General features: G+C 31.0%; 19 protein-coding genes. 15 read left to right on the top strand and 4 right to left on the bottom strand.

The window, feature by feature from the left end:
- Positions 1-70: 70 nt before the first annotated feature.
- Positions 71-496: a DUF1573 domain-containing protein gene (locus tag Q4Q47_RS13670; protein WP_303307211.1), complete on the top strand. Its 426-nt coding sequence runs from the start codon at positions 71-73 to the stop codon at positions 494-496.
- A 426-nt stretch (positions 497-922) separates the two neighbouring features.
- On the opposite strand, the gene Q4Q47_RS13665 is transcribed toward Q4Q47_RS13670, so the two are convergent.
- Positions 923-2,278 carry a retropepsin-like aspartic protease gene (locus Q4Q47_RS13665; protein ID WP_303307210.1) on the bottom strand — a complete coding sequence of 452 codons (1,356 nt, stop codon included), beginning with the start codon at positions 2,276-2,278 and terminating at the stop codon, positions 923-925.
- Between the two features lie 103 nt (positions 2,279-2,381).
- Between Q4Q47_RS13665 and Q4Q47_RS13660 the strand changes: the two genes are divergently transcribed.
- The 4 genes from Q4Q47_RS13660 (at position 2,382) to Q4Q47_RS13645 (ending at position 5,988) form a co-directional block, all read left to right on the top strand.
- On the top strand, positions 2,382-3,572 hold the full coding sequence (locus Q4Q47_RS13660; RefSeq protein WP_303307209.1) for a pyridoxal phosphate-dependent aminotransferase: 1,191 nt from the start codon (positions 2,382-2,384) through the stop codon (positions 3,570-3,572).
- Complete coding sequence (gene murB / locus Q4Q47_RS13655) at positions 3,572-4,585, top strand: UDP-N-acetylmuramate dehydrogenase (protein WP_303307208.1); 1,014 nt, start codon at positions 3,572-3,574, stop codon at positions 4,583-4,585. The genes Q4Q47_RS13660 and murB overlap by 1 nt, the downstream gene beginning before the upstream one ends.
- A 68-nt stretch (positions 4,586-4,653) precedes the next feature.
- Positions 4,654-5,184, top strand: a complete 531-nt coding sequence (locus tag Q4Q47_RS13650; protein WP_303307207.1) for an RNA polymerase sigma factor — start codon at positions 4,654-4,656, stop codon at positions 5,182-5,184.
- A 12-nt stretch (positions 5,185-5,196) separates the two neighbouring features.
- The gene (locus tag Q4Q47_RS13645; RefSeq protein ID WP_303307206.1) at positions 5,197-5,988 is read left to right on the top strand and encodes an anti-sigma factor; all 792 of its coding nucleotides are present in this window, start codon (positions 5,197-5,199) and stop codon (positions 5,986-5,988) included.
- 86 nt (positions 5,989-6,074) lie between these two features.
- Here the strand turns inward: Q4Q47_RS13645 and aqpZ are convergent, their stop codons facing one another.
- Positions 6,075-6,761, bottom strand: a complete 687-nt coding sequence (gene aqpZ / locus Q4Q47_RS13640) for an aquaporin Z (RefSeq protein WP_303307205.1) — start codon at positions 6,759-6,761, stop codon at positions 6,075-6,077.
- A 131-nt stretch (positions 6,762-6,892) separates the two neighbouring features.
- Here aqpZ and Q4Q47_RS13635 point away from each other — a divergent pair, with 131 nt between their 5' ends.
- The 7 genes from Q4Q47_RS13635 to Q4Q47_RS13605 all read left to right on the top strand — a co-directional run bounded on the left by Q4Q47_RS13635 (position 6,893) and on the right by Q4Q47_RS13605 (position 14,213).
- Positions 6,893-7,096, top strand: coding sequence for a membrane or secreted protein (locus Q4Q47_RS13635; protein ID WP_303307204.1), 204 nt, complete (start codon positions 6,893-6,895; stop codon positions 7,094-7,096).
- Between the two features lie 6 nt (positions 7,097-7,102).
- A complete protein-coding gene (locus Q4Q47_RS13630; RefSeq protein WP_303307203.1) occupies positions 7,103-8,215 on the top strand; it encodes a glycosyltransferase in 1,113 nt (370 codons plus the stop codon).
- Entirely contained in the window at positions 8,206-8,751 is a 546-nt protein-coding gene (locus tag Q4Q47_RS13625) for an RNA polymerase sigma factor (RefSeq protein WP_303307202.1), read from the top strand. Before Q4Q47_RS13630 ends, Q4Q47_RS13625 begins: the two co-directional genes overlap by 10 nt.
- Positions 8,752-9,996 (top strand): Nramp family divalent metal transporter, encoded by a 1,245-nt coding sequence (locus Q4Q47_RS13620; RefSeq protein ID WP_303307201.1) that lies wholly within the window; start codon positions 8,752-8,754, stop codon positions 9,994-9,996.
- Between the two features lie 48 nt (positions 9,997-10,044).
- Positions 10,045-10,923 (top strand): lipoyl synthase, encoded by an 879-nt coding sequence (gene lipA, locus Q4Q47_RS13615; RefSeq protein ID WP_303307200.1) that lies wholly within the window; start codon positions 10,045-10,047, stop codon positions 10,921-10,923.
- Between the two features lie 2 nt (positions 10,924-10,925).
- On the top strand, positions 10,926-11,942 hold the full coding sequence (gene gap / locus Q4Q47_RS13610; RefSeq protein WP_303307199.1) for a type I glyceraldehyde-3-phosphate dehydrogenase: 1,017 nt from the start codon (positions 10,926-10,928) through the stop codon (positions 11,940-11,942).
- Between the two features lie 63 nt (positions 11,943-12,005).
- The gene (locus Q4Q47_RS13605; protein ID WP_303307198.1) at positions 12,006-14,213 is read left to right on the top strand and encodes an ATP-binding protein; all 2,208 of its coding nucleotides are present in this window, start codon (positions 12,006-12,008) and stop codon (positions 14,211-14,213) included.
- 102 nt (positions 14,214-14,315) lie between these two features.
- Here the strand turns inward: Q4Q47_RS13605 and lpxK are convergent, their stop codons facing one another.
- On the bottom strand, positions 14,316-15,329 hold the full coding sequence (gene lpxK, locus Q4Q47_RS13600) for a tetraacyldisaccharide 4'-kinase (protein ID WP_303307197.1): 1,014 nt from the start codon (positions 15,327-15,329) through the stop codon (positions 14,316-14,318).
- Positions 15,330-15,375: 46 nt separating this feature from the next.
- Here lpxK and Q4Q47_RS13595 point away from each other — a divergent pair, with 46 nt between their 5' ends.
- Together Q4Q47_RS13595 and Q4Q47_RS13590 are read left to right on the top strand one after the other, a co-directional pair.
- Positions 15,376-16,470, top strand: a complete 1,095-nt coding sequence (locus Q4Q47_RS13595; protein WP_303307196.1) for a Nif3-like dinuclear metal center hexameric protein — start codon at positions 15,376-15,378, stop codon at positions 16,468-16,470.
- A gap of 3 nt (positions 16,471-16,473) precedes the next feature.
- Positions 16,474-17,253 (top strand): zinc ribbon domain-containing protein, encoded by a 780-nt coding sequence (locus tag Q4Q47_RS13590; RefSeq protein ID WP_303307195.1) that lies wholly within the window; start codon positions 16,474-16,476, stop codon positions 17,251-17,253.
- A 63-nt stretch (positions 17,254-17,316) separates the two neighbouring features.
- On the opposite strand, the gene Q4Q47_RS13585 is transcribed toward Q4Q47_RS13590, so the two are convergent.
- A complete protein-coding gene (locus Q4Q47_RS13585; RefSeq protein ID WP_303307194.1) occupies positions 17,317-19,137 on the bottom strand; it encodes a zinc-dependent metalloprotease in 1,821 nt (606 codons plus the stop codon).
- A 205-nt stretch (positions 19,138-19,342) separates the two neighbouring features.
- On the opposite strand from Q4Q47_RS13585, the gene msrA reads away from it, so the two are divergent.
- On the top strand, positions 19,343-19,999 hold the full coding sequence (gene msrA / locus Q4Q47_RS13580) for a peptide-methionine (S)-S-oxide reductase MsrA (protein WP_303307193.1): 657 nt from the start codon (positions 19,343-19,345) through the stop codon (positions 19,997-19,999).
- Positions 20,000-20,023 lie beyond the last annotated feature (24 nt).

The raw sequence follows: 20,023 nt of genomic DNA, 5'->3' as shown, positions 1-20,023 counted from the left end.
ATTACAAAGCTTTAATAATATTAGAAGTGTTCATTATTCGACCTTAAAAAAACAATTAAAAAATAGACAAATGAAACAGTTAATTACAATTTTATTTATCGGATTAATTAGTTTATCTGTAAATGCGCAAGATAAAGTAGCAAAAATAGAATTTAAGTCTGATACTATCGATTACGGAACTATTGAAAAAGGATCAAATGGTGTACGTGTTTTTAAATTCACAAACACTGGTGATGCACCTCTTATAATTTCTAAAGTTTCATCTAGTTGTGGTTGTACTATTCCCAAAAAACCAAAAGATCCTATTTTACCAGGAAAAACTGGAGAAATTGAGGTTAAGTATGACACAAATAGAGTAAATCCTATTAGAAAAACAATAACTGTTATCTCTAATGCTGAAACACCTACAGTAGCCTTAAAAATAAAAGGCTTGGTTATTGACCCTAATAAAAAGAGTGTTTTAGAAAAGAAAAATAAAAGTATTGTTCAGCAATAAACGCTTTACAAAAATAAATCGTCCTATTAAAGGTTGACAAATTTTTAAAAATCAAAAAAAGCCAGAGAAATTAATTTCTCTGGCTTTTTTTATTGAACTCGTCTTGACTTTTTCTATTTCCTAAAACCTTCTGGCAGGTCAATCTCATTAAATTAAGGCACCAAAGTGCAGTTTGAGCGTCCGCCGGACGAACGGCAGTAGAAAACAATAAAACCTTGTTTTTCAATAGCATTTCGACTGCGTTCAATGTGACAATACAAAATAAATCTCCTTAACTTAATGAAAATGTCCAACAGGTGTAGGAATGGCAGAAATTCGCCCTTATTTTGTCTGTTTTCTTATGCCTACAATACATGCTTTACAAAAATAGTTTCATCTGAATAAATTTCATCTCATTTTAGGTTAAAAACAAAAGTCAGGATGAATTTATTGAAAAAGGTTTTCTAATTGAAATTGAAAAGTAAAAGTGCTTTTATCTCTTTCTATTTTTAATTTTATGCGTTTACCCGCTTCACCATAAAACATATGGATCAACTCTTGTAACGTAAATTGATAACTATTCCTATTATTTATACTCAAGATTATATCTCCTTTAAGTAAACCTGCCTTTTCTGCCGGAGAATTTTTTCTCAATTCTACTATGGCATAGGCTGGTTTTAATGACAACTTATACTGGGGGTCTATTATAATTTTTGTGCCCTTTTCTTGAGAATCCCCAAGACCATTATCATTACTAACCAAGTTATCTTTCTCTCTTACTAATCTAAATCCATCATGTGCCAACTCTATACCGCTTTTATTATACTGAAACTTTTCATTAAAATAATGGTTTTTTGTTAGCGTAATTATCGCGTTCCGATAATCAAAAATAACATTAAAACGCTTTAAAATGTTACCTGATAAACTACCATTACGACTCTTATGTTTTCTTGCAAATAATATAAATGTTGAATCTGGAAATGACACATTAACCTTATTTAGTTGAAAACTTTTTAAAGAAAAACTTCTGACTTTTGAACGTTTACCATAAACACTTCCACTCAAACCATGACCAAGAAAATCATAAAAATATTTATTACTGGATTCAATTCCTAAAGAGTCATCTTCAAACAACCATAAAGAATCACTTCCTCCAGAATCTATTAATAATTTAACAGGTATCTTTCTTCTATTCATGGTTACTTCAGCATTTATATAAGGCTTACTATTGTAAAACTCCAAATTTAGTCTTTCGCATTTTTTGCATTTTTTATACCTATATTTTTCTGGTGCAGTTAGTTTTATAACCTTTTTAGAGTAATTTATTTCAACTACTAAATCCCTAAATAAATCGAAGCCAATGATGCCATGAACTGGAAAACCTAATCTGGGAGCAAAATTGAGATTAGAATCGTAAACCGCATATAAATCCTGATTTAACTTAATGGCTTCTCCAATTTTAAAAACATTATTCTTAGATTTTAATGCTTCTACAGATTCTCCTTCTCCTAAACCTCTTAAAAAAATAGTCTCGGTATCTTTTATTTTTAGTGTATCAGATACATTTAAAAAATTAAAAATAATGGGCTTACTTACTCCTGTATCCAATAAAAAAGATAAACTTACGCCGTTAACTTCAACAGGAATTATAATTAAATTATTTATTAATTTGAACTTAACTCTATCTGACTGGTTCTTGTTTTGAATAACAAATTTATTTTGAGAAAAACTAAGATTACTGAAGCAAAAAAACACTAAAATCAGAGTTAAAAGCTTCTTAATTGAGAAGAATACAATTTTCATAGAATGAATTTACGAATCTTTTAGATTAACTCAATTATTTAGTACTGTTTTTTAAAAAAAATTTAAGATAATTTTCTCAACTTTGCAGCATAATTTATAATCAATGCCAACAATATCTAAAAAAGGGCAACAAATGCCTGCATCACCCATACGTAAGTTAGTTCCTTATGCTGAAGAAGCTGTGAAAAAAGGGAAAAGCATATATTATTTAAATATTGGACAACCTGATATTAAAACTCCTAAAATTGCTTTACAAGCGGTAAAAGAGAGTAACATAGACGTATTAGCGTATTCAAGATCGGAAGGATCTGAAGTATATAGACAAAAAATTTCAACGTATTATTCTAAACACAATATTCATGTTGCTCATGATGATATTGTAGTAACAACCGGAGGTAGTGAAGCGCTTCTTTTTGCCTTTGGAAGTATTATGGATACAGATGATGAAATTATTATCCCTGAACCATTTTATGCTAACTACAACGGATTTTCGACAGCATCCGGAGTCAAAGTCGTTCCGGTAATTTCTAAGATTGAAAATAATTTTGCTTTACCTCCAATTGAAGCATTTGAAAAGTTAATTACGCCTAAAACTAAGGCCATTTTAATTTGTAATCCTGGAAATCCTACAGGTTACTTATATTCTAAAGAAGAAATACAAAAATTGGCGGCCATTGTTAAAAAGCATGATTTATTTTTAATTGCTGATGAAGTTTATCGGGAATTCGCATATGATGGTAACACGCATTATTCTGTCATGCAAGAAACCGGACTCGAAGATCATGCCATTATGATCGATTCTGTTTCAAAGCGATACAGCATGTGTGGAGCACGAGTTGGATGTCTCGTATCGAAAAACAAAACACTTATACAAACTGTTTTAAAGTTTGCTCAAGCACGCTTAAGCCCACCAACACTAGCCCAAATTGCTAGTGAGGCTGCATTGGAAACGCCTCAAAGTTATTTTGATGCTGTTATTGAAGAATATGTAGATAGAAGAAATACTTTAATTTCAGAATTACAAAAAATAGATGGTGTTAAAGTTGCAAAGCCAAAAGGTGCCTTTTACTGTATTGCAGAACTTCCTGTAAAAAACTCTGATGATTTTGCACAGTGGCTTTTAGAGCATTTTCATGTTGATGGTGAAACGATAATGGTTGCTCCTGCTGGTGGTTTTTACTCCACACCAGGGGTTGGTCTAAACCAAATACGTATTGCATACGTACTTAAAAAAGAAAGTCTGATAAAAGCAGTTAATATTTTAAAAGAAGCCTTAAAAACTTATAATAATTAGTGCATATAAAACGGAACATATCTTTAAAGCCATACAATACTTTCGGTATTGATGTATTGGCAAATTTTTTTATTTCTGTTTCCAGTATAAATGAATTAAAGCAAGTTTTAGCCCTCAATGAACATCCTAACAAACTTATATTAGGTGGTGGTAGTAATATGTTGCTCACTAAAGATTTTGAAGGTCTTGTTATACATATCAATTTAAAAGGTATTGAAATCATTTCTAAAAATGATGATTTCGTTACTATTAAAGCGAGTGCAGGCGAAAATTGGCACGAATTTGTACTGTGGTGTATTAATAACGATTTTGGAGGTATAGAAAATTTATCACTAATTCCTGGCAATGTGGGCACAGCACCTATCCAAAATATTGGAGCTTATGGCATTGAATTAAAAGACACCTTTGTATCATGTGAAGCGATTTCATTAGAAACGAAAACTTTAGAAACGTTTACAAAAACTGATTGTGACTTTGGCTATAGAAATTCCATTTTTAAGCAACGTGCTAAAGGAAAATATATTTTAACCAGTGTTACATTTATTCTTAGCAAAAACAATCACAAACTTCATATAGACTATGGAGCTATCGCTTCTCAACTTGAAACAATGCATATTACGCATCCAACTATTCAAGATGTTTCAAAAGCAGTTATAGCTATTAGACAAAGTAAACTACCTAATCCTAAAGAGATAGGGAATAGTGGTAGTTTTTTTAAAAACCCAGTGATCTCAAAATCTAACTTCAATACACTATTGCAAAATTTCTCAGATATTCCAAGTTACCCAATTTCTGAAGATGAAGTAAAAGTTCCAGCAGGTTGGCTTATTGAAAAAGCCGGGTTTAAAGGGAAACAATTTGGTGATTATGGTGTCCATAAAAATCAAGCTCTAGTACTTGTAAATTATGGTAACGCGAAAGGTTCAGACATTTTAAATCTTTCAAAATTAATACAAAAAACTGTTAAGAGACTTTTTGACATTTCTATTGAAGTTGAAGTAAATATCTTGTAATCTAAAAGAAATTTCTAACTTTGGCATAATTACGACCAAATCGATTTATAGTTAAAACCAAATTCACTTTGATTTCATCTACAGAAAAAGAAATAATTCACTTCCTAGAAAATGGCGATAAAAAAGCCATTACTCTACTTTATGAAAGCTACTCAGATTCGCTGTTTGGTGTCATCAAAAAAATAATACCAGATGATGATACAGCACAAGATGTACTGCAAGAAAGCTTTGTGAAAATATGGAGATATGCAAAAAAATACGATTCTAACAAAGCTAAATTATTTACCTGGCTATATAGAATTGCTTACAATACTGCTATAGACAAAGTTAGATCTCAAAAAAACAAAAGTGGTAAAGAAGTCCAAATAGAGACTTCATCCGTATATAAAATAACATCGAACGAATTAAATCAAGATGTTTTAGATATAAAAACCCATCTAAATACACTTGATAAAAAATATCAAATAGTCATTAATGCACTCTTTTTTGAGGGTATGACACAACAAGAAGCCAGTGATGAATTAGATATTCCGCTGGGAACTATAAAATCAAGATTAAAAATTGGATTACGTGAATTGAAAAAAATTTATAATCCTTAACTAAACAAAGTCATGAATGAGAAAATAACTACTTTTTTAAATTCTGGCCTTTTAGAAAAATATCTATTAGGTGAAACTACTACTGTGGAAACAGAAATGGTTGAATCTTATATTTCAAAATATCCAGAAGTACAGAACGCATACAACACATTACAATACAATTTAGAAATTGTAGCTAAAAGTAATGCAGTTGAAGCCCCTAAAAATATTTTAAATAATATTTTAGAGGAACTTGATGAAAAACCAGTTGTTAATTTAAATACGCGAAAGAAATACAAATCGTGGTATAAATTTAGTGTAGCAGCTAGTATTGCTGCTTTAATTTTTGCTGGTACTTCTTATCATTTCTATTCTCAAAAACGAAAACTATCTCAAGAAAACCAAATAGTGGTTGATGAAATTTTTGATTTACGAAGTGATATTGCAAAAAACAATTTGATGCTTGATAATGTCATGAGACAATTATTAAAGCTTAATAATCCAGAAACCGAAAAATACATCATCAAAGGAAATGAAAGAGCTAAAGACTTAAAAACGGTTGCTTACATAAATCCAAAAGAAAAAACATCGATGATTGATGTGGTTTCATTACCTCAATTACCAGAGGAGCAATGCTACCAAATATGGGCTGATTTGCAAGGTAAAATGGTCAGTTTAGGTATTTTAAGTGAATCTGACAGACAACTTATGTCTATTCCGTACGCTGAAAATGCGCTTGCTTTAAATATTACTATTGAACCAAAAGGAGGAAACACGATAGCTTCTATGGAAAATACAGTAGCAGCGATTAGCTTACAACAATAATATTAACACCATATAAAAAGCCTCGTTTTAGTAATTAAAACGAGGCTTTTTTGTTATGGTTAATTTACTCATTTAAAATGATATAATTATTCTTTATCAAATAATGTCTTATGTATAAGACCTGCTACAATAGCGCCTGCAATTGGGGCTAACCAAAATAACCAAAGTTGAGAAGTAAAGGCACCTTCTGCAAATAAAGCCTGACTCGTAGAACGCGCTGGGTTAACAGATGTATTTGTTATTGGAATGCTTATTAAATGTATTAATGTTAAGCCTAAACCAATAGCAATCGGAGCGAACCCTTTAGGAGCTCTAACGTGAGTACTTCCTAAAATAATTAATAAGAAAAAAGCCGTTAATAAAAACTCTGCTATTAATGCAGCCGTCATAGAATAGCCATCTGGTGATAAATCACCATAACCATTAGCTGCAAAACCTCCAATAGTAACAAAATCAGATTTGTTTGTTACTATTAAATACAATGCTCCTGCAGCTGCCACAGCACCTATTAATTGTGCTATAATATAGCCTAACAAATCTTTAGCTTCAAACTTCCCTCCTGCCCATAAACCAAGAGATACCGCAGGGTTAAAATGTCCGCCAGAAATATGCCCCACAGCATAAGCCATCGTTAATACGGTAAGTCCAAACGCTAGTGCCACACCAACAAAACCTATTCCTAACCCTGGATAACCCGCTGCAAAAACAGCGCTACCACAGCCTCCAAAAACAAGCCAAAATGTTCCAAAAAATTCTGCAAATAATTTTTTCATAAATATTAATTTAATTAGTTAGTACCCTACATTAGACACGAAATAATGGAATTCGTCACTCCATACATATCCTCACTATATTCAGCATCATTTTTAATGAAAAGCATTATCTTTGTAAAAAATAATTCATAATGGAACTTTTTTTAATAACTATCATTTTATTAGGGTTAGGAATTGCTGGAATTGCTATTAAAATTTGGGCAAAAAAAGACGGCAAGTTTGCTGGTACTTGTGCAAGTCAGAACCCAGTCCTTAACAAAGAAGGTGAAGCTTGTGGTTTCTGTGGAAAAACTCCAGACCAATTTGCTGATTGTAATGAACCTCAACATTCATAGTCATTTATGATATTTCTTGATTTTATTTTCTACGCATTTATTGCTGTAGTTGTTATTCAAGCAATCTTTTATATTTTTTTCTTCATAAAGTTTACGCTTCTTAAGCAAGAAAAAAAATCCCGGAAAAACATCGACATTTCAGTTATTATTTGTGCTAAAAATGAAGCTGAAAATTTACAGAACTTTTTACCCTTGATTATAAATCAAGACTATCCAGATTTCGAAATTGTTCTAATTAATGATGCTTCTCATGATGATACATTAAAAGTCATGGAACAATTTGCGAGTCAACATGAAAATATCAAAATTGTAAACGTTAAAAACAACGAAACTTTTTGGGGAAATAAAAAATACGCTTTAACACTTGGCATTAAGGCTTCAAAAAATGAGTTTCTTTTATTTACTGATGCCGACTGCAAACCTGTTTCTAAATATTGGATTAGACATATGAGTAGCCATTTTAGCAAAAAGAAACAACTTGTTTTAGGCTATGGTGGGTATTCAAAAATTAAAAACTCCTTGCTAAACAAACTCATCCGTTTTGAAACATTAGTGACTGCAATGCATTATTTCTCTTTTGCAAAACTAGGGATACCTTATATGGGTGTTGGAAGAAATTTAGCCTACACAAAAAATGAGTTTTTCAAAAATAATGGTTTTATTAATCATATAAAAGTTCAGTCTGGTGATGATGACCTATTTGTTAACCAAGTAGCAAACAAAAAGAACACCGCTATCTGTTTTTTAAAAAATGGCTTTACAGAATCCATTCCAAAAACGACTTTTAAAGATTGGTTCAAACAAAAAAGACGTCACGTTTCAACAGCAAAGTACTATAAATTAAAGCATAAAATTTTGCTAACCTTAATTTACAGTTCTCAATTATTATTTTGGGTTTTTGCAATCGCTTTATTTATAACAACATATAATTGGCAAATTGTTTTAGCTTTATTTTTATTTAGAATTATTATTCAATATACTATTTTTGGAATACCTTCAAAGAAATTAAAAGAAAATGATCTGTTAGTATTACTTCCTTTCCTTGAAGTTTTTTTAATTATTGTACAATTAACTATCTTTATAAATAATCTTATATCAAAACCTAATTATTGGAAATAAGCGAAGCCATTAAACGTGCAAAAGAAAACGACCAAAAAGCGTTTAATTATTTATTAGATCTCTTTTGGGATGATGTGTATGGTTTTCAATTAAAACGCGTTCAAAATGAAAATGATGCAGAAGATATTACTATTCAAACATTTTCTAAAGCATTCGATAAAATTGGGACTTTTGATGATAATTATAAATTTAAAACATGGTTAATTACCATTTCCAAAAACATTCACATAGATTTATTACGGAAAGAAAAGAACTCCATTTCTCAAATTGTTTCTAACGATGATAAATCCGTTTATCAAATTTTAGATGAGTCGCCCTCTCCTGAAGATATACTAATAACCGATCAGCATTTAGCAAAGCTTCTACGAGACATTAAGAAGTTAAAACCACGTTATCAGGAAGTTATAAATTTACGTTATTTTCAAGAATTAAGCTATAAAGAAATCTGCCAGAAATTGGGGGAACCTATAAATAATGTCAAAGTAAAACTACTACGCGCAAAAAAATTACTTGCTGAAATTATTCGAAAAAGATAAATGATTACTAAACTTAAAAATTTAGGTCCTGGTTTATTATTTGCCGGCGCAGCTATTGGTGTATCACACTTGGTGCAATCTACCCGTGCAGGTGCAGATTTTGGTTTAGGATTACTTTGGGCATTACTTTTAGTAAATCTATTTAAGTATCCATTTTTTCAGTTTGGACCTCGTTATGCCTCTGCCACTGGTGAAAGCTTATTAGATGGCTACAACAAATTAGGAAAGGGTGTTTTAGCGGTTTATTTCTTGCTAAATTTAGCAACGATGTTTACCATTCAAACCGCAGTAACTATCGTAACTGCAGGTTTAGCATCTTCTCTTTTTGGTAATTTTCCAACTTTTGAAATTGGAAATAGAGTGATAACCAGTACTGAAATCTGGACCGTTATTATTACATCCATTTGCTTATTATTACTAATGGTTGGTAAGTATAAACTATTAGATAAATTAATGAAGATTATTATTATCACATTAACCATTAGTACCATAATTGCTGTAAGTATGGCTTTATCTGATAATTCTAACACGATCTCTTTTACTCAAATATTACCAAATAACACTTTAGAAATAACCTTCTTAATTGCCTTTATGGGTTGGATGCCAGCTCCTTTAGATATTTCTGTATGGCAATCACTCTGGTGTATCGAAAAAAAGAAGGGTACGAAAAAATACAATACTAAATCAGCATTATTCGATTTTAATGTTGGATATATAAGTACGATTATTTTAGGTATTGGGTTTCTTTTATTAGGTGCTTTAGTGATGTTTAATAACGGTGAAACATTTAGTAATTCTGCCGGTGTATTTTCTAATCAGTTAATAAAAATGTACACAAATAGCCTGGGAGATTGGGCGTATATAATCATTGGCATTGCAGCTTTTACAACCATGTTTAGCACTACACTAACAACCTTAGATGCTTCACCAAGAGCCATGACTAAAACCACACAATTACTTTTTAATACATCTTCAAAATTCAACTATACCTTTTGGATAGTCTTATTAGCCATTGGAACCATTTGCATCTTTTTCTTTTTTGCTTCAGAAATGGGTTTCCTTATTAAAGTAGCTACCATTTTATCCTTTATAACAGCTCCTTTTTATGCCATTATTAATTACCGTCTAATTTCCAGCAAGCACACTCCTAAAAATTGGAGGCCATCAAAACAACTTCATATTTTAAGCTGGCTTGGAATTGCTTTTTTAATAGGATTTAGTATCTGGTACCTCACTACTTTATAAGGTACTTTTAAAAGCATTATTTGTATCTTTGCTCTTTATTTTTAATGTATGAATTCGGAAACTGCTTCAAATATATTACCAGAGCGACAAGCAAAACCAAAATGGTTACGTGTTAAGCTTCCAACAGGTAAAAAGTATACTGAACTTAGAGGTTTAGTTGATAAATATAAACTAAATACTATTTGTACTTCTGGTAGTTGCCCAAATATGGGAGAATGCTGGGGAGAAGGGACTGCAACGTTTATGATATTAGGAAATATTTGTACGCGTTCTTGCGGTTTTTGCGGTGTAAAAACCGGAAGACCAGAAACTGTAGATTGGGATGAACCTGAAAAAGTAGCACGGTCTATAAAAATCATGAAAATTAAACATGCTGTTTTAACAAGTGTTGATAGAGATGATTTAAAAGATATGGGAAGTATTATGTGGTCTGAAACCGTTAAAGCGGTACGTAGAATGAATCCTGAAACGACTCTTGAAACTTTAATTCCTGATTTTCAAGGCATTGAACAACATGTAGACAGAATTATTGATGTAGCCCCAGAAGTTGTGTCTCATAATATTGAAACTGTTAGGCGTTTAACCCGTCAAGTTCGTATACAAGCTCAATACGATAGAAGTCTTGGTGTTTTAAAATATTTGAAACAGCAAGGTCAAAGACGTACAAAATCTGGTATTATGCTTGGCTTGGGAGAAGCTAGAGAAGAGGTTATCGCTACGCTTCATGACCTCAGAGAAAATGACGTAGACATAGTAACTATTGGACAATATCTACAACCTAGCAAAAAACATTTACCGGTAAAACAGTTTATAAATCCTGATCAATTTAAAGAGTATGAAGACATTGGTCTTGAATTAGGTTTCCGCCATGTTGAAAGTAGTGCTTTAGTAAGATCTTCTTACCGAGCACAAAAACACATCAATTAATTATGATTACTGTTTCAATCAATGGGTTTGGTAGAATAGGTAGGCGTGTTTTTAGATTACTTCAAGATTATAAAAACATAAGAGTTGTCGCTATTAATGATTTAGCAGATACTAAAACTTTGAGCCATCTTCTTAAATATGATAGTGTTCATGGATTATTTAAAGGTACAGTATCATACGACGATAATAACATTATTGTAAATGAAGAAAAAATTCCTTTACTAAATAATAATCATCCTAAAACAACCAATTGGAGACCATATAATATAGATTTTGTTATTGAAGCTACTGGAAAATTCAAAACAACTTCAGAACTACAAAATCACATAAACAATGGTGCTAAATCAGTTATTTTAAGTGTTCCTCCTTCAGAAGACAGTATAAAAACAATTGTTCGGGGCGTTAACGACTGTAGTATAGATGGCTCTGAAGCTATAATTTCTAATGCATCATGTACTACTAATAATGCAGCTCCTATGATTGATATCGTCAATAAGCTTTGTGGTATTAATCAGGCTTATATTACTACAGTTCATTCCTATACCACCGATCAAAGTTTACATGATCAACCACATCGCGATTTACGCCGTGCAAGAGCTGCTAGTCAATCTATTGTACCTACTACAACAGGAGCAGCAAAAGCACTTACCAAAATATTTCCCGATTTATCAGATGTTATAGGGGGATGTGGTATAAGAGTACCAGTAATAAATGGTTCTTTAACTGATATTACTTTTAATGTAAAAAAAGATGTCTCAATAGCCGATATAAATAATGCTTTTAAAGAAGCTTCTAAAAATCATTATAAAGGTATTTTAGAATATACTGAAGATCCTATTGTTTCAATTGATATTGTTGGGAATACACATTCTTGTATTTTTGATTCAGGCATGACATCCGTCATTGGAAACATGGTAAAAATAATAGGTTGGTATGATAATGAAACTGGTTATTCCAAACGAATAATTGATTTGATATGCAATTTGTCGGAAAAAAAGTGTATTTTGTCGATAAAATAATTATATTTGCTAGTAATATTTAATAAAATGTCCCAAGTTAAAAACTACATATACATTATAGTAATGTTATTTAGCCTGAGTGCTTCGTCGCAAAAAACAATCGATGACGACCCTGAGATTCGGCAAAATGAAATTAACTATCGTATGGAGCAAGCCCAAGTTGAGTTGGAGAAATACAACTATTACGATGCTCAAAAAAATCTAGATGAAGCCTTAAAATTGGCTGAAAAATCGGATAATAAAAAAAGTATTGGGATTATTTATGCTATCAAAGGAAAACTTCAACTCATAATTGAAAAGGAAGATAACGCTATAAAATATCTTAATAAAGCAATTGAAGTACAAAGAATTATTAACGATAACAAAAATCTAGGTAAATCTTATAAAATTTTTGGAGACGTTTATTTAACAAAAAAGAATTATAAACAAGCACTTGACTCTTATACCGCAGCGAAATCAAAATTTCAAGAAGAAGGTTTAAATGAAAATTTGGCCGAAGTTCTTTTATGTGAAGGTAAAACTTATATGTTTTTAAAAGATTATGAAAAAGCAAGGGACATTATTGAACAATCTGTGGCACAGGCAAAAAAAGGTGAATACAAAAAAACTCTAAGTAATGCCTTAATTAATCATGGTATCATTTATAGAAAATTAAATGATTACGAAAAAGCTTTAACCTTAGCCAATGAAGGTCTGGAGATTGCTAAAAAAAACGACCTGAAAAGTATACTCAATGAGGGCTACTTCGTTATTAGTGATATTTATCAAGATAAAGAAGATTTCGAGCTCTCTAGAATATATTTATCCAAGCATATAAAGCTTTCTGATTCCATAAGAGCCTTAATACGTTTAAATTCTTCAAAAGATCAAGATCAAGCAACAAAAGACTTATTAAAACAAGCCAAAGAAAAGAATGATGAGATCGAAGAACAATTAGAAAAATTCGAAGATGATAAAAATTTAGGTACTTTAATTTCTATTTTAAGTGTTGCTTTAATTACCATTTTATCACTACTAACTTTATCGCTTTACAAAAACAATAACATTAGACTTAAAACCAATAATATGCTTCATAAAAAAAATGGAGAACTTATTATTGCTAAAGAGAAAGCGGAATTAGCATCAAAAACCAAAGCCAATTTCTTATCTACAGTAACTCATGAATTACGCACACCTCTTTATGCGGTTACCGGGTTGAGCAACATGCTACTAGATGAAAACCCAAAACCTGAACAAGTTCAGCATTTAAAATCATTAAAATTTTCTGGAGATTATCTCTTAACGTTTATTAACGATATTCTTCAAATAAATAAAATTGAAGCAAATAAAGTTGATATTGAACCCGAATCATTTAACTTAAAAAAGAAAATAAACAATATTGTTTTAGCACTTAACAATTCAGCGTTAGATAACAATATTAAAATTCATTTTGAGTACGATTCTGATTTACCGGAAAACTTCATTGCTGATCAATTAAAAATTTCTCAAATTCTTATTAATTTAATTGGTAACTCTATCAAGTTTACTAAAGATGGTGATATTTGGATTAGAGTTTATAAAATAGAAGAAAAAGAAAGTGTTTATTCCTTGCGTTTTGAAGTAGAAGATAATGGTATTGGTATTAGCCAAGAAAAACAGGACAATATGTTTGAGAGCTTTTCACAGGGCTCTATTCAAATAAATCGTAAATATGGTGGTACAGGTTTAGGGCTATCCATAGTAAAAGGGTTAATCGATATTTTAAAAGGAAAAATTTACGTAAAAAGTGAATTAGAAAAAGGCACAACATTCTACTTTGAAATACCTCTTGAATACACGTCTGTAGAAGAAGCGAAAGAAAATACAGTGGCCTATTTTGATGGAGATACAAGTGAATTAGATTTGACTAATGTTAAGATTTTAGTTGTAGAAGACAATAAAATCAATCAAATGATCACCAAAAAGATTCTTACTAAAATGAGTCTTAAATGTGATATTATAGATAATGGTGAGGAAGCTGTCGAAATGATTAAAGCTAACAAGTACGACATTATTTTAATGGATATTCATATGCCTGGCATCAGTGGTATGGAAGCTACCAAAAGAGTTCGATCTTTTGATAAGGAGTTAACTATTTTTGCTCTAACTGCAGTTACCATTGAAGATAAAATGCACGAATTTGAAGAAGCTGGTTTTACGGATATTATTCCAAAACCATTTAAACAAGAAGAATTCGAGAAAAAACTTTACAATGCTTTAGCAGCAAATAATGATCGCTCTGCTACAGCTTAGTTATAACCCACATTATTCATTAGAAAATCTATTACAGATTAAAATTACTGCAAAATCTATCGCTTTACTGTATTTTTAAATTTTAACCTTCATTTCGAAGTTCTAATGAATAATGCGAGTTAAAAAATCTTTTATCAACTTATTTATTTTAACTTCATCATTAATGACAACGCTAATTGGTAGATAGAACAATTTGTGTCTTAAAGATTCGTATTGTTTTAAACGCATAAAATCCTTTTCTGTAGTCACTATCAATTCTTTTTTATTTAGATCAAGAATATCTTGTTTTAAAAATTCATGATGATCTTTAAAATTTAAATGTTCAAACTTTAAACCTTTCTCATTTAAAAAATTAACTAAAGGAGATGCATTAGCAATACCAGTAACCAAAGTAAAATTTCCCAAATCTTCAATAGGCTTCGTAGTATTATTTGAAACAACATTATTTGAATAGCAAATTGAACTAAAAAACACATGCTGGTTACTTTCTGGATTCACTTGTTGCAAGATGGCATTCTTTTCGGCATCACCTAAATCTTTTGGACATTTAGTCACAATAATAATATGAGCTCGTTTTGCACCGTTTCTAGGCTCACGTAAATTACCAGTGGGCAAAACAATATCTTTAAAATACGGGTTGTTATAAGTAGTTAGTAAAATATTAAATCCAGCTTTTACCTTTCTGTGCTGAAAAGCATCATCAAGTAAAATAATTTCCGGTTGATTATCAATGGATTGTAATTGCTTAATCCCATTATTTCTGTCTGCATCAACCGCTACCAGAATATTCTTTTTAAACTTATTATAAAACTGAAAAGGCTCATCCCCTATGGATTCAGCAGTAGAATCCTTATTTGCCAATTGAAACCCTTCTGTTTTCCGCTTATAACCACGGCTTAAGGTAGCTATCAGATAATCATGTTTTAAAAGATCTACTAAATACTCAATCATAGGGGTTTTTCCAGTACCTCCAACACTTAAATTACCAACACAAACCACAGGAAAATTATAAGATACAGACTTTTTAATTCCTAAATCATATAACTTGTTCCTTAGCCATGTTACTAAATAGTAAATAGGAACAATGGGGAACAAAATGTAACGTAAAAAATTCATCACAACGAATGTAATTATTTTATCTTTGAATTTAAACACAAATACTATGATTGTTCAAGACGTTATTAACCACTTAGAAGAATTAGCGCCATTAGCTTACGCTGAAGATTTTGACAATGTTGGGCTTTTAGTTGGTAACAAAAATGAAAAAATAACAGGTGTACTTATTACATTAGATACACTCGAGGCTGTTATAGATGAAGCTATAAAAGAAAACTGTAATCTTATAGTTAGTTTTCATCCCATTATTTTTAAAGGCTTAAAAAAACTAACGGGCAAGAATTATGTGGAGCGTGTTGTTATGAAAGCTATAAAACATGACATTGCTATTTACAGCATGCATACAGCTCTTGATAATGCGTTGCAAGGTGTAAACGATATCATTTGTAATCAATTAGAACTAACTAATAAGCATATTTTAATTCCACAATCTGAAACGATTAAAAAACTAACTACTTATGTGCCAAAAGATGAAGCTGAAAAATTACGAACTGCTATATTTAATGTAGGAGCAGGAAGCATTGGCAATTATAACGATTGTAGTTTTAATGTAGAAGGTTATGGTACCTTTAATGGTAATGAAAGCTCCAACCCAACAAAAGGAGAAAAAGGAAAAACACATACCGAAATAGAAACTAAAATTACGATTACATACGCTAAACATTTAGAATCAAAAGTTATCAAAACTCTTTTTGATTCACATAGCTATGAAGAAGTTGCTTATGAAATAACCACTATTGAAAATAAAAACCAAAGCATTGGTATGGGTATGATTGGTGAATTAAAAGAACCCATGGACGAATCTAGTTTCTTAAATTATTTAAAAACAAAAATGAATACAGCATGTATTAGACATTCTTCATTTTTAAACAAACCAATAAAAAGAATAGCCGTTTTGGGAGGGTCTGGTAGTTTTGCCATTGAATCAGCTAAAGCATCTGGTGCTGATGTCTTTATAACTTCAGATTTAAAATATCATGACTTTTTTACTGCAGAAAACCGCATTCTTTTGGCAGATATAGGGCATTATGAAAGCGAACAGTTCACAAAAAACTTTTTAGTAGTATATCTTACAAAAAAAATCACTAATTTTGCAGTCGTTTTATCAAAGATAACTACCAATCCTGTTAAGTATTTTTAAAGTATGGCTAAAAAGAAAGAAGTAACTGTAGAAGAGCGCTTAAGAGCTTTATACGATTTACAACTAATCGATTCTCGTATAGATGAAATCAGAAATGTTCGTGGAGAACTTCCTTTAGAAGTTCGTGATTTAGAAGATGAAGTTGCTGGACTAAACATAAGATTAGAAAAACTTGTTGCAAGTTTAGAAGTAATCGATAATGATATTACTTCAAAGAAAAACCTTATTGAAGAATCTAAAGCTTTAATAAAGAAGTACAGTGAGCAACAAAAAAATGTTAGAAATAACAGAGAATATAATTCTTTAACTAAAGAAGTTGAATTTCAAGAATTAGAAATTGAACTAGCTGAAAAACATATTAAAGAATTTAAGGTTCAAATTGAGCAGAAAAAAGAAGTCATTGCTGAGACGAAAGGCCGTTTAAAAGAGCGTGAAACGCATTTAAAGCACAAAAAAGGTGAGTTAGATGCCATTTTATCTGAAACTGAAAAAGAAGAGCAAGCTTTAATCGAAAAATCGGAAGCTTACAAAACTCAAATTGAAGAGCGTTTAGTAGCTGCTTATAATAGAATTCGTGTAAATGTTAAAAACGGTTTAGCTGTTGTGCCAATTGAAAGAGGTGCTTCAGGAGGGTCTTTCTTTACAATACCACCGCAAGTACAGGTAGAAATTGCTTCTCGTAAAAAAGTAATTACAGATGAGCATAGTGGTAGAATTTTGGTAGATGCCGCTTTAGCTGAAGAACAAAAAGCAAAAATGGAAAAAATGTTTTCAAAACTATAATCCATTATAAATTTAAATAAAAAAACCTTCAATATTGAAGGTTTTTTTATTTAATAACTTTTTTTATTTTATAATAATCTTTTTAGTCACTTTTAATTCTCTTGATTTAATTGTAACAAAATATACACCAGCCTCAATATTTGACAAATCAATCTTTTTACTCTTGGCAAACCCCTTTAACGATACTGAAGTTACTTCCTTACCTATAATATTATAAACACTTAACTGTTCTAAATTTAAGCCTCCGTTATAATTTAAAATAAACTCACCATAAGTTGGATTAGGGAATATTTTTAATAAATCATTGAATAATTCATTTTCATTTACACTTAAAGAACTAGAAATTACTACTGGGAAATCTTCAACCTGTCCAAGGTTAGGAGAATAATCTGGTCCTGTTATAACATTCGTTGACAAAGGCGCATAATCACTAATTACCCTTACCCATAATGGCGTATTTGCAATTACATTTGACGATATAGCAGGCACTGTAAAAGTACCTGTATGCGTTTCATCTATAGATACACTACTAAATATTTCTTCCTCTGCATCAACAAAATCACCATCATTATTATAATCAATATAAACTTTTACATTTTCAACATTAACTCCCCCAGTTCTCACAGTAATATCATATGTATTGCTACTACTTATATCAAAATGACTACATGCATTTTCATGATAGCCTCCATCGTAAGCAGCACTACCAGAACTATAAGTTGTAGTATCTAAGGTCAGTCCATGTATGCCTACACCAGAACCAAAAGCTAGGTTTTGAGTTACAGGTGTGGAAGATAATGTAGTTGTAGGTATTGAAGTAGTAGGTGTTTCACCTCCAGAAGAATTTATTAAAGACCATCTTGTAGTTTCCAAAGCAGTTCTTGCTCTTTCTCTTTGATCATTAGAAAACTTAACCTGACAACTTTCATTAGAATAGGCCATAAAATTGGTTACCACATCTCCTAAATCTGTTCCTGCTCCTGCACATGTTTCTCCTGAGCTGCCACAATTCCCATCATTTCTCCTATGTGGATCTGTATCCGCACAAGCATCACCATCACTACTAGGATCTGTGTTTACAGGACATTGATCTGCTGTATCATCATTATTTGAATCATCACCTTTAAAAGTATGGTATAATCTAAAAGCATGCCCCATTTCATGTATTGCAATAGCGTTACTATCTGTGTATGATTTTAATTCATAACCTAGAACCCCACTAGGGTCATAACCAAAAGCATTATATAATATTACTGCTCCATCAAGATTATAACTTGATCCTGGAAAATAAGCAAATCCCTGTAAACCAGAACCAGCTCCGTTATTATTAATTTCACTAACAATCCATATATTATAAAATTCGTCTCTAGGGTATCTACTAAGATCTTTTATTAACAGCTCATTATCACTACCTACACCATTATAGGTGAGTCCCTGTGTAGCATAATCTGATGTGCCAGAGCCATCAACTCTAATAATACCAGTTGAAGGATTACAATCTCCATCTCTTTTCGCTAATACAAAATCAATGTTCATATCGGTTATGTAACTTCCTGATCCAGAATAAGCAGTATTCAAATTATCAATGGCGCTTTGAATTTGAGCGTCGCTAATATTTGTTCCTGTTCCAACCGATTCTCCTAAATGAATAACATGTACAACCACTGGAATTGTATATTGAGTTGTACTTAATTTTTTGTTAGCCTTATTGGTTAATATTTTATTTCTGACTTTTTTCTCATTGTCTTCAAACCTTGCTTTGTAAGAAGCATCTATTTTCATTAACTTTTTATGTATACCATCTATTCCACATAATACATCATTTTGGGCAAACATTGAGGTTGAACACCCCAGAATAACTAAGATAGATAAAAGTTTCTTCATACTTTGTTTAAATAATTTTATTATGATTAGTAATAGTTATATATAGCTTTTGTTTTCTGACTATTAACATAGTTAATATAAAAAATTTGTTTGTACAATATAAGAAATTATGCATAGTACTTTTAATGCTATTTTATAAATAAAAACAAAACTATTTAAGGTTTCGTATTTTTATACGTCTATTAAAAAAAGAAAAATTATCGCTATGAAAAAATGGATCGTCTTTTTTGCTTTTGTACTATTATTTAATTGTCACAATACAGCACAAGTCAACTCAAAACAACAAGCAGTCATTAATGCAGAACCTATTGAAGTTTCATTACAAAATGGAAAAGCCAGAGCTTATTTTGCCAGTGGTTGTTTTTGGTGTGTAGAAGCGATTTATGAAAGTGTAAAAGGCGTTGAAGAATCCATTTCTGGATATTCTGGCGGACATACAAAAAACCCAACTTATGCAGGAAGTAACACAGGAAGAACAGGACATGCTGAAGCTGTTGAAATTATTTACGACCCCAAAATTGTCAATTTTGAAACTTTGGTTGATGTGTATTTTGGGTCACAAAACGTAACACAAGTAAACGGACAAGGTAATGATAGAGGCTCTCAATACCGTTCTATTATTTTTTATCAAAATGAGGTACAAAAACAAATTATTTTAAAGAAAAAAGAAGCTTTAGCAAAAAAATTGGGTGCTAAAATTGCCGCTGAAGTCTATCCGTTTCAAAAATTTTGGATTGCCGAAGATTATCATCAAAATTATGAAAGATTACACCCTAACAATAGCTATATAAGAAATGTATCTATCCCCAGATTAAATAGGTTTAAAGCTAAATTCCCTGAACTATTAAAAGATAATCATTAAACACAACATTATAAATCTGAATCT

This window comes from Flavivirga spongiicola (assembly GCF_030540825.1).
GTDB classification, from domain to species: Bacteria; Bacteroidota; Bacteroidia; order Flavobacteriales; family Flavobacteriaceae; genus Flavivirga; species Flavivirga spongiicola.
This window is presented reverse-complemented; position numbering and strand designations above follow the sequence as displayed.

Excerpts from the sequence above, each read along its gene's own strand:
- Q4Q47_RS13605 (WP_303307198.1), top strand. The coding sequence starts at position 12,006 with ATGTTATTTAGCCTGAGTGCTTCGTCGCAAAAAACAATCGATGACGAC.
- msrA (WP_303307193.1), top strand. The coding sequence starts at position 19,343 with ATGAAAAAATGGATCGTCTTTTTTGCTTTTGTACTATTATTTAATTGT.
- lpxK (WP_303307197.1), bottom strand. The coding sequence starts at position 15,329 with ATGAATTTTTTACGTTACATTTTGTTCCCCATTGTTCCTATTTACTAT.
- Q4Q47_RS13660 (WP_303307209.1), top strand. The coding sequence starts at position 2,382 with ATGCCAACAATATCTAAAAAAGGGCAACAAATGCCTGCATCACCCATA.
- Q4Q47_RS13630 (WP_303307203.1), top strand. The coding sequence starts at position 7,103 with ATGATATTTCTTGATTTTATTTTCTACGCATTTATTGCTGTAGTTGTT.
- Q4Q47_RS13585 (WP_303307194.1), bottom strand. The coding sequence starts at position 19,137 with ATGAAGAAACTTTTATCTATCTTAGTTATTCTGGGGTGTTCAACCTCA.
- gap (WP_303307199.1), top strand. The coding sequence starts at position 10,926 with ATGATTACTGTTTCAATCAATGGGTTTGGTAGAATAGGTAGGCGTGTT.
- Q4Q47_RS13665 (WP_303307210.1), bottom strand. The coding sequence starts at position 2,278 with ATGAAAATTGTATTCTTCTCAATTAAGAAGCTTTTAACTCTGATTTTA.
- Q4Q47_RS13595 (WP_303307196.1), top strand. The coding sequence starts at position 15,376 with ATGATTGTTCAAGACGTTATTAACCACTTAGAAGAATTAGCGCCATTA.
- Q4Q47_RS13635 (WP_303307204.1), top strand. The coding sequence starts at position 6,893 with ATGGAACTTTTTTTAATAACTATCATTTTATTAGGGTTAGGAATTGCT.
- Q4Q47_RS13645 (WP_303307206.1), top strand. The coding sequence starts at position 5,197 with ATGAATGAGAAAATAACTACTTTTTTAAATTCTGGCCTTTTAGAAAAA.
- Q4Q47_RS13620 (WP_303307201.1), top strand. The coding sequence starts at position 8,752 with ATGATTACTAAACTTAAAAATTTAGGTCCTGGTTTATTATTTGCCGGC.
- Q4Q47_RS13670 (WP_303307211.1), top strand. The coding sequence starts at position 71 with ATGAAACAGTTAATTACAATTTTATTTATCGGATTAATTAGTTTATCT.
- aqpZ (WP_303307205.1), bottom strand. The coding sequence starts at position 6,761 with ATGAAAAAATTATTTGCAGAATTTTTTGGAACATTTTGGCTTGTTTTT.
- lipA (WP_303307200.1), top strand. The coding sequence starts at position 10,045 with ATGAATTCGGAAACTGCTTCAAATATATTACCAGAGCGACAAGCAAAA.
- Q4Q47_RS13590 (WP_303307195.1), top strand. The coding sequence starts at position 16,474 with ATGGCTAAAAAGAAAGAAGTAACTGTAGAAGAGCGCTTAAGAGCTTTA.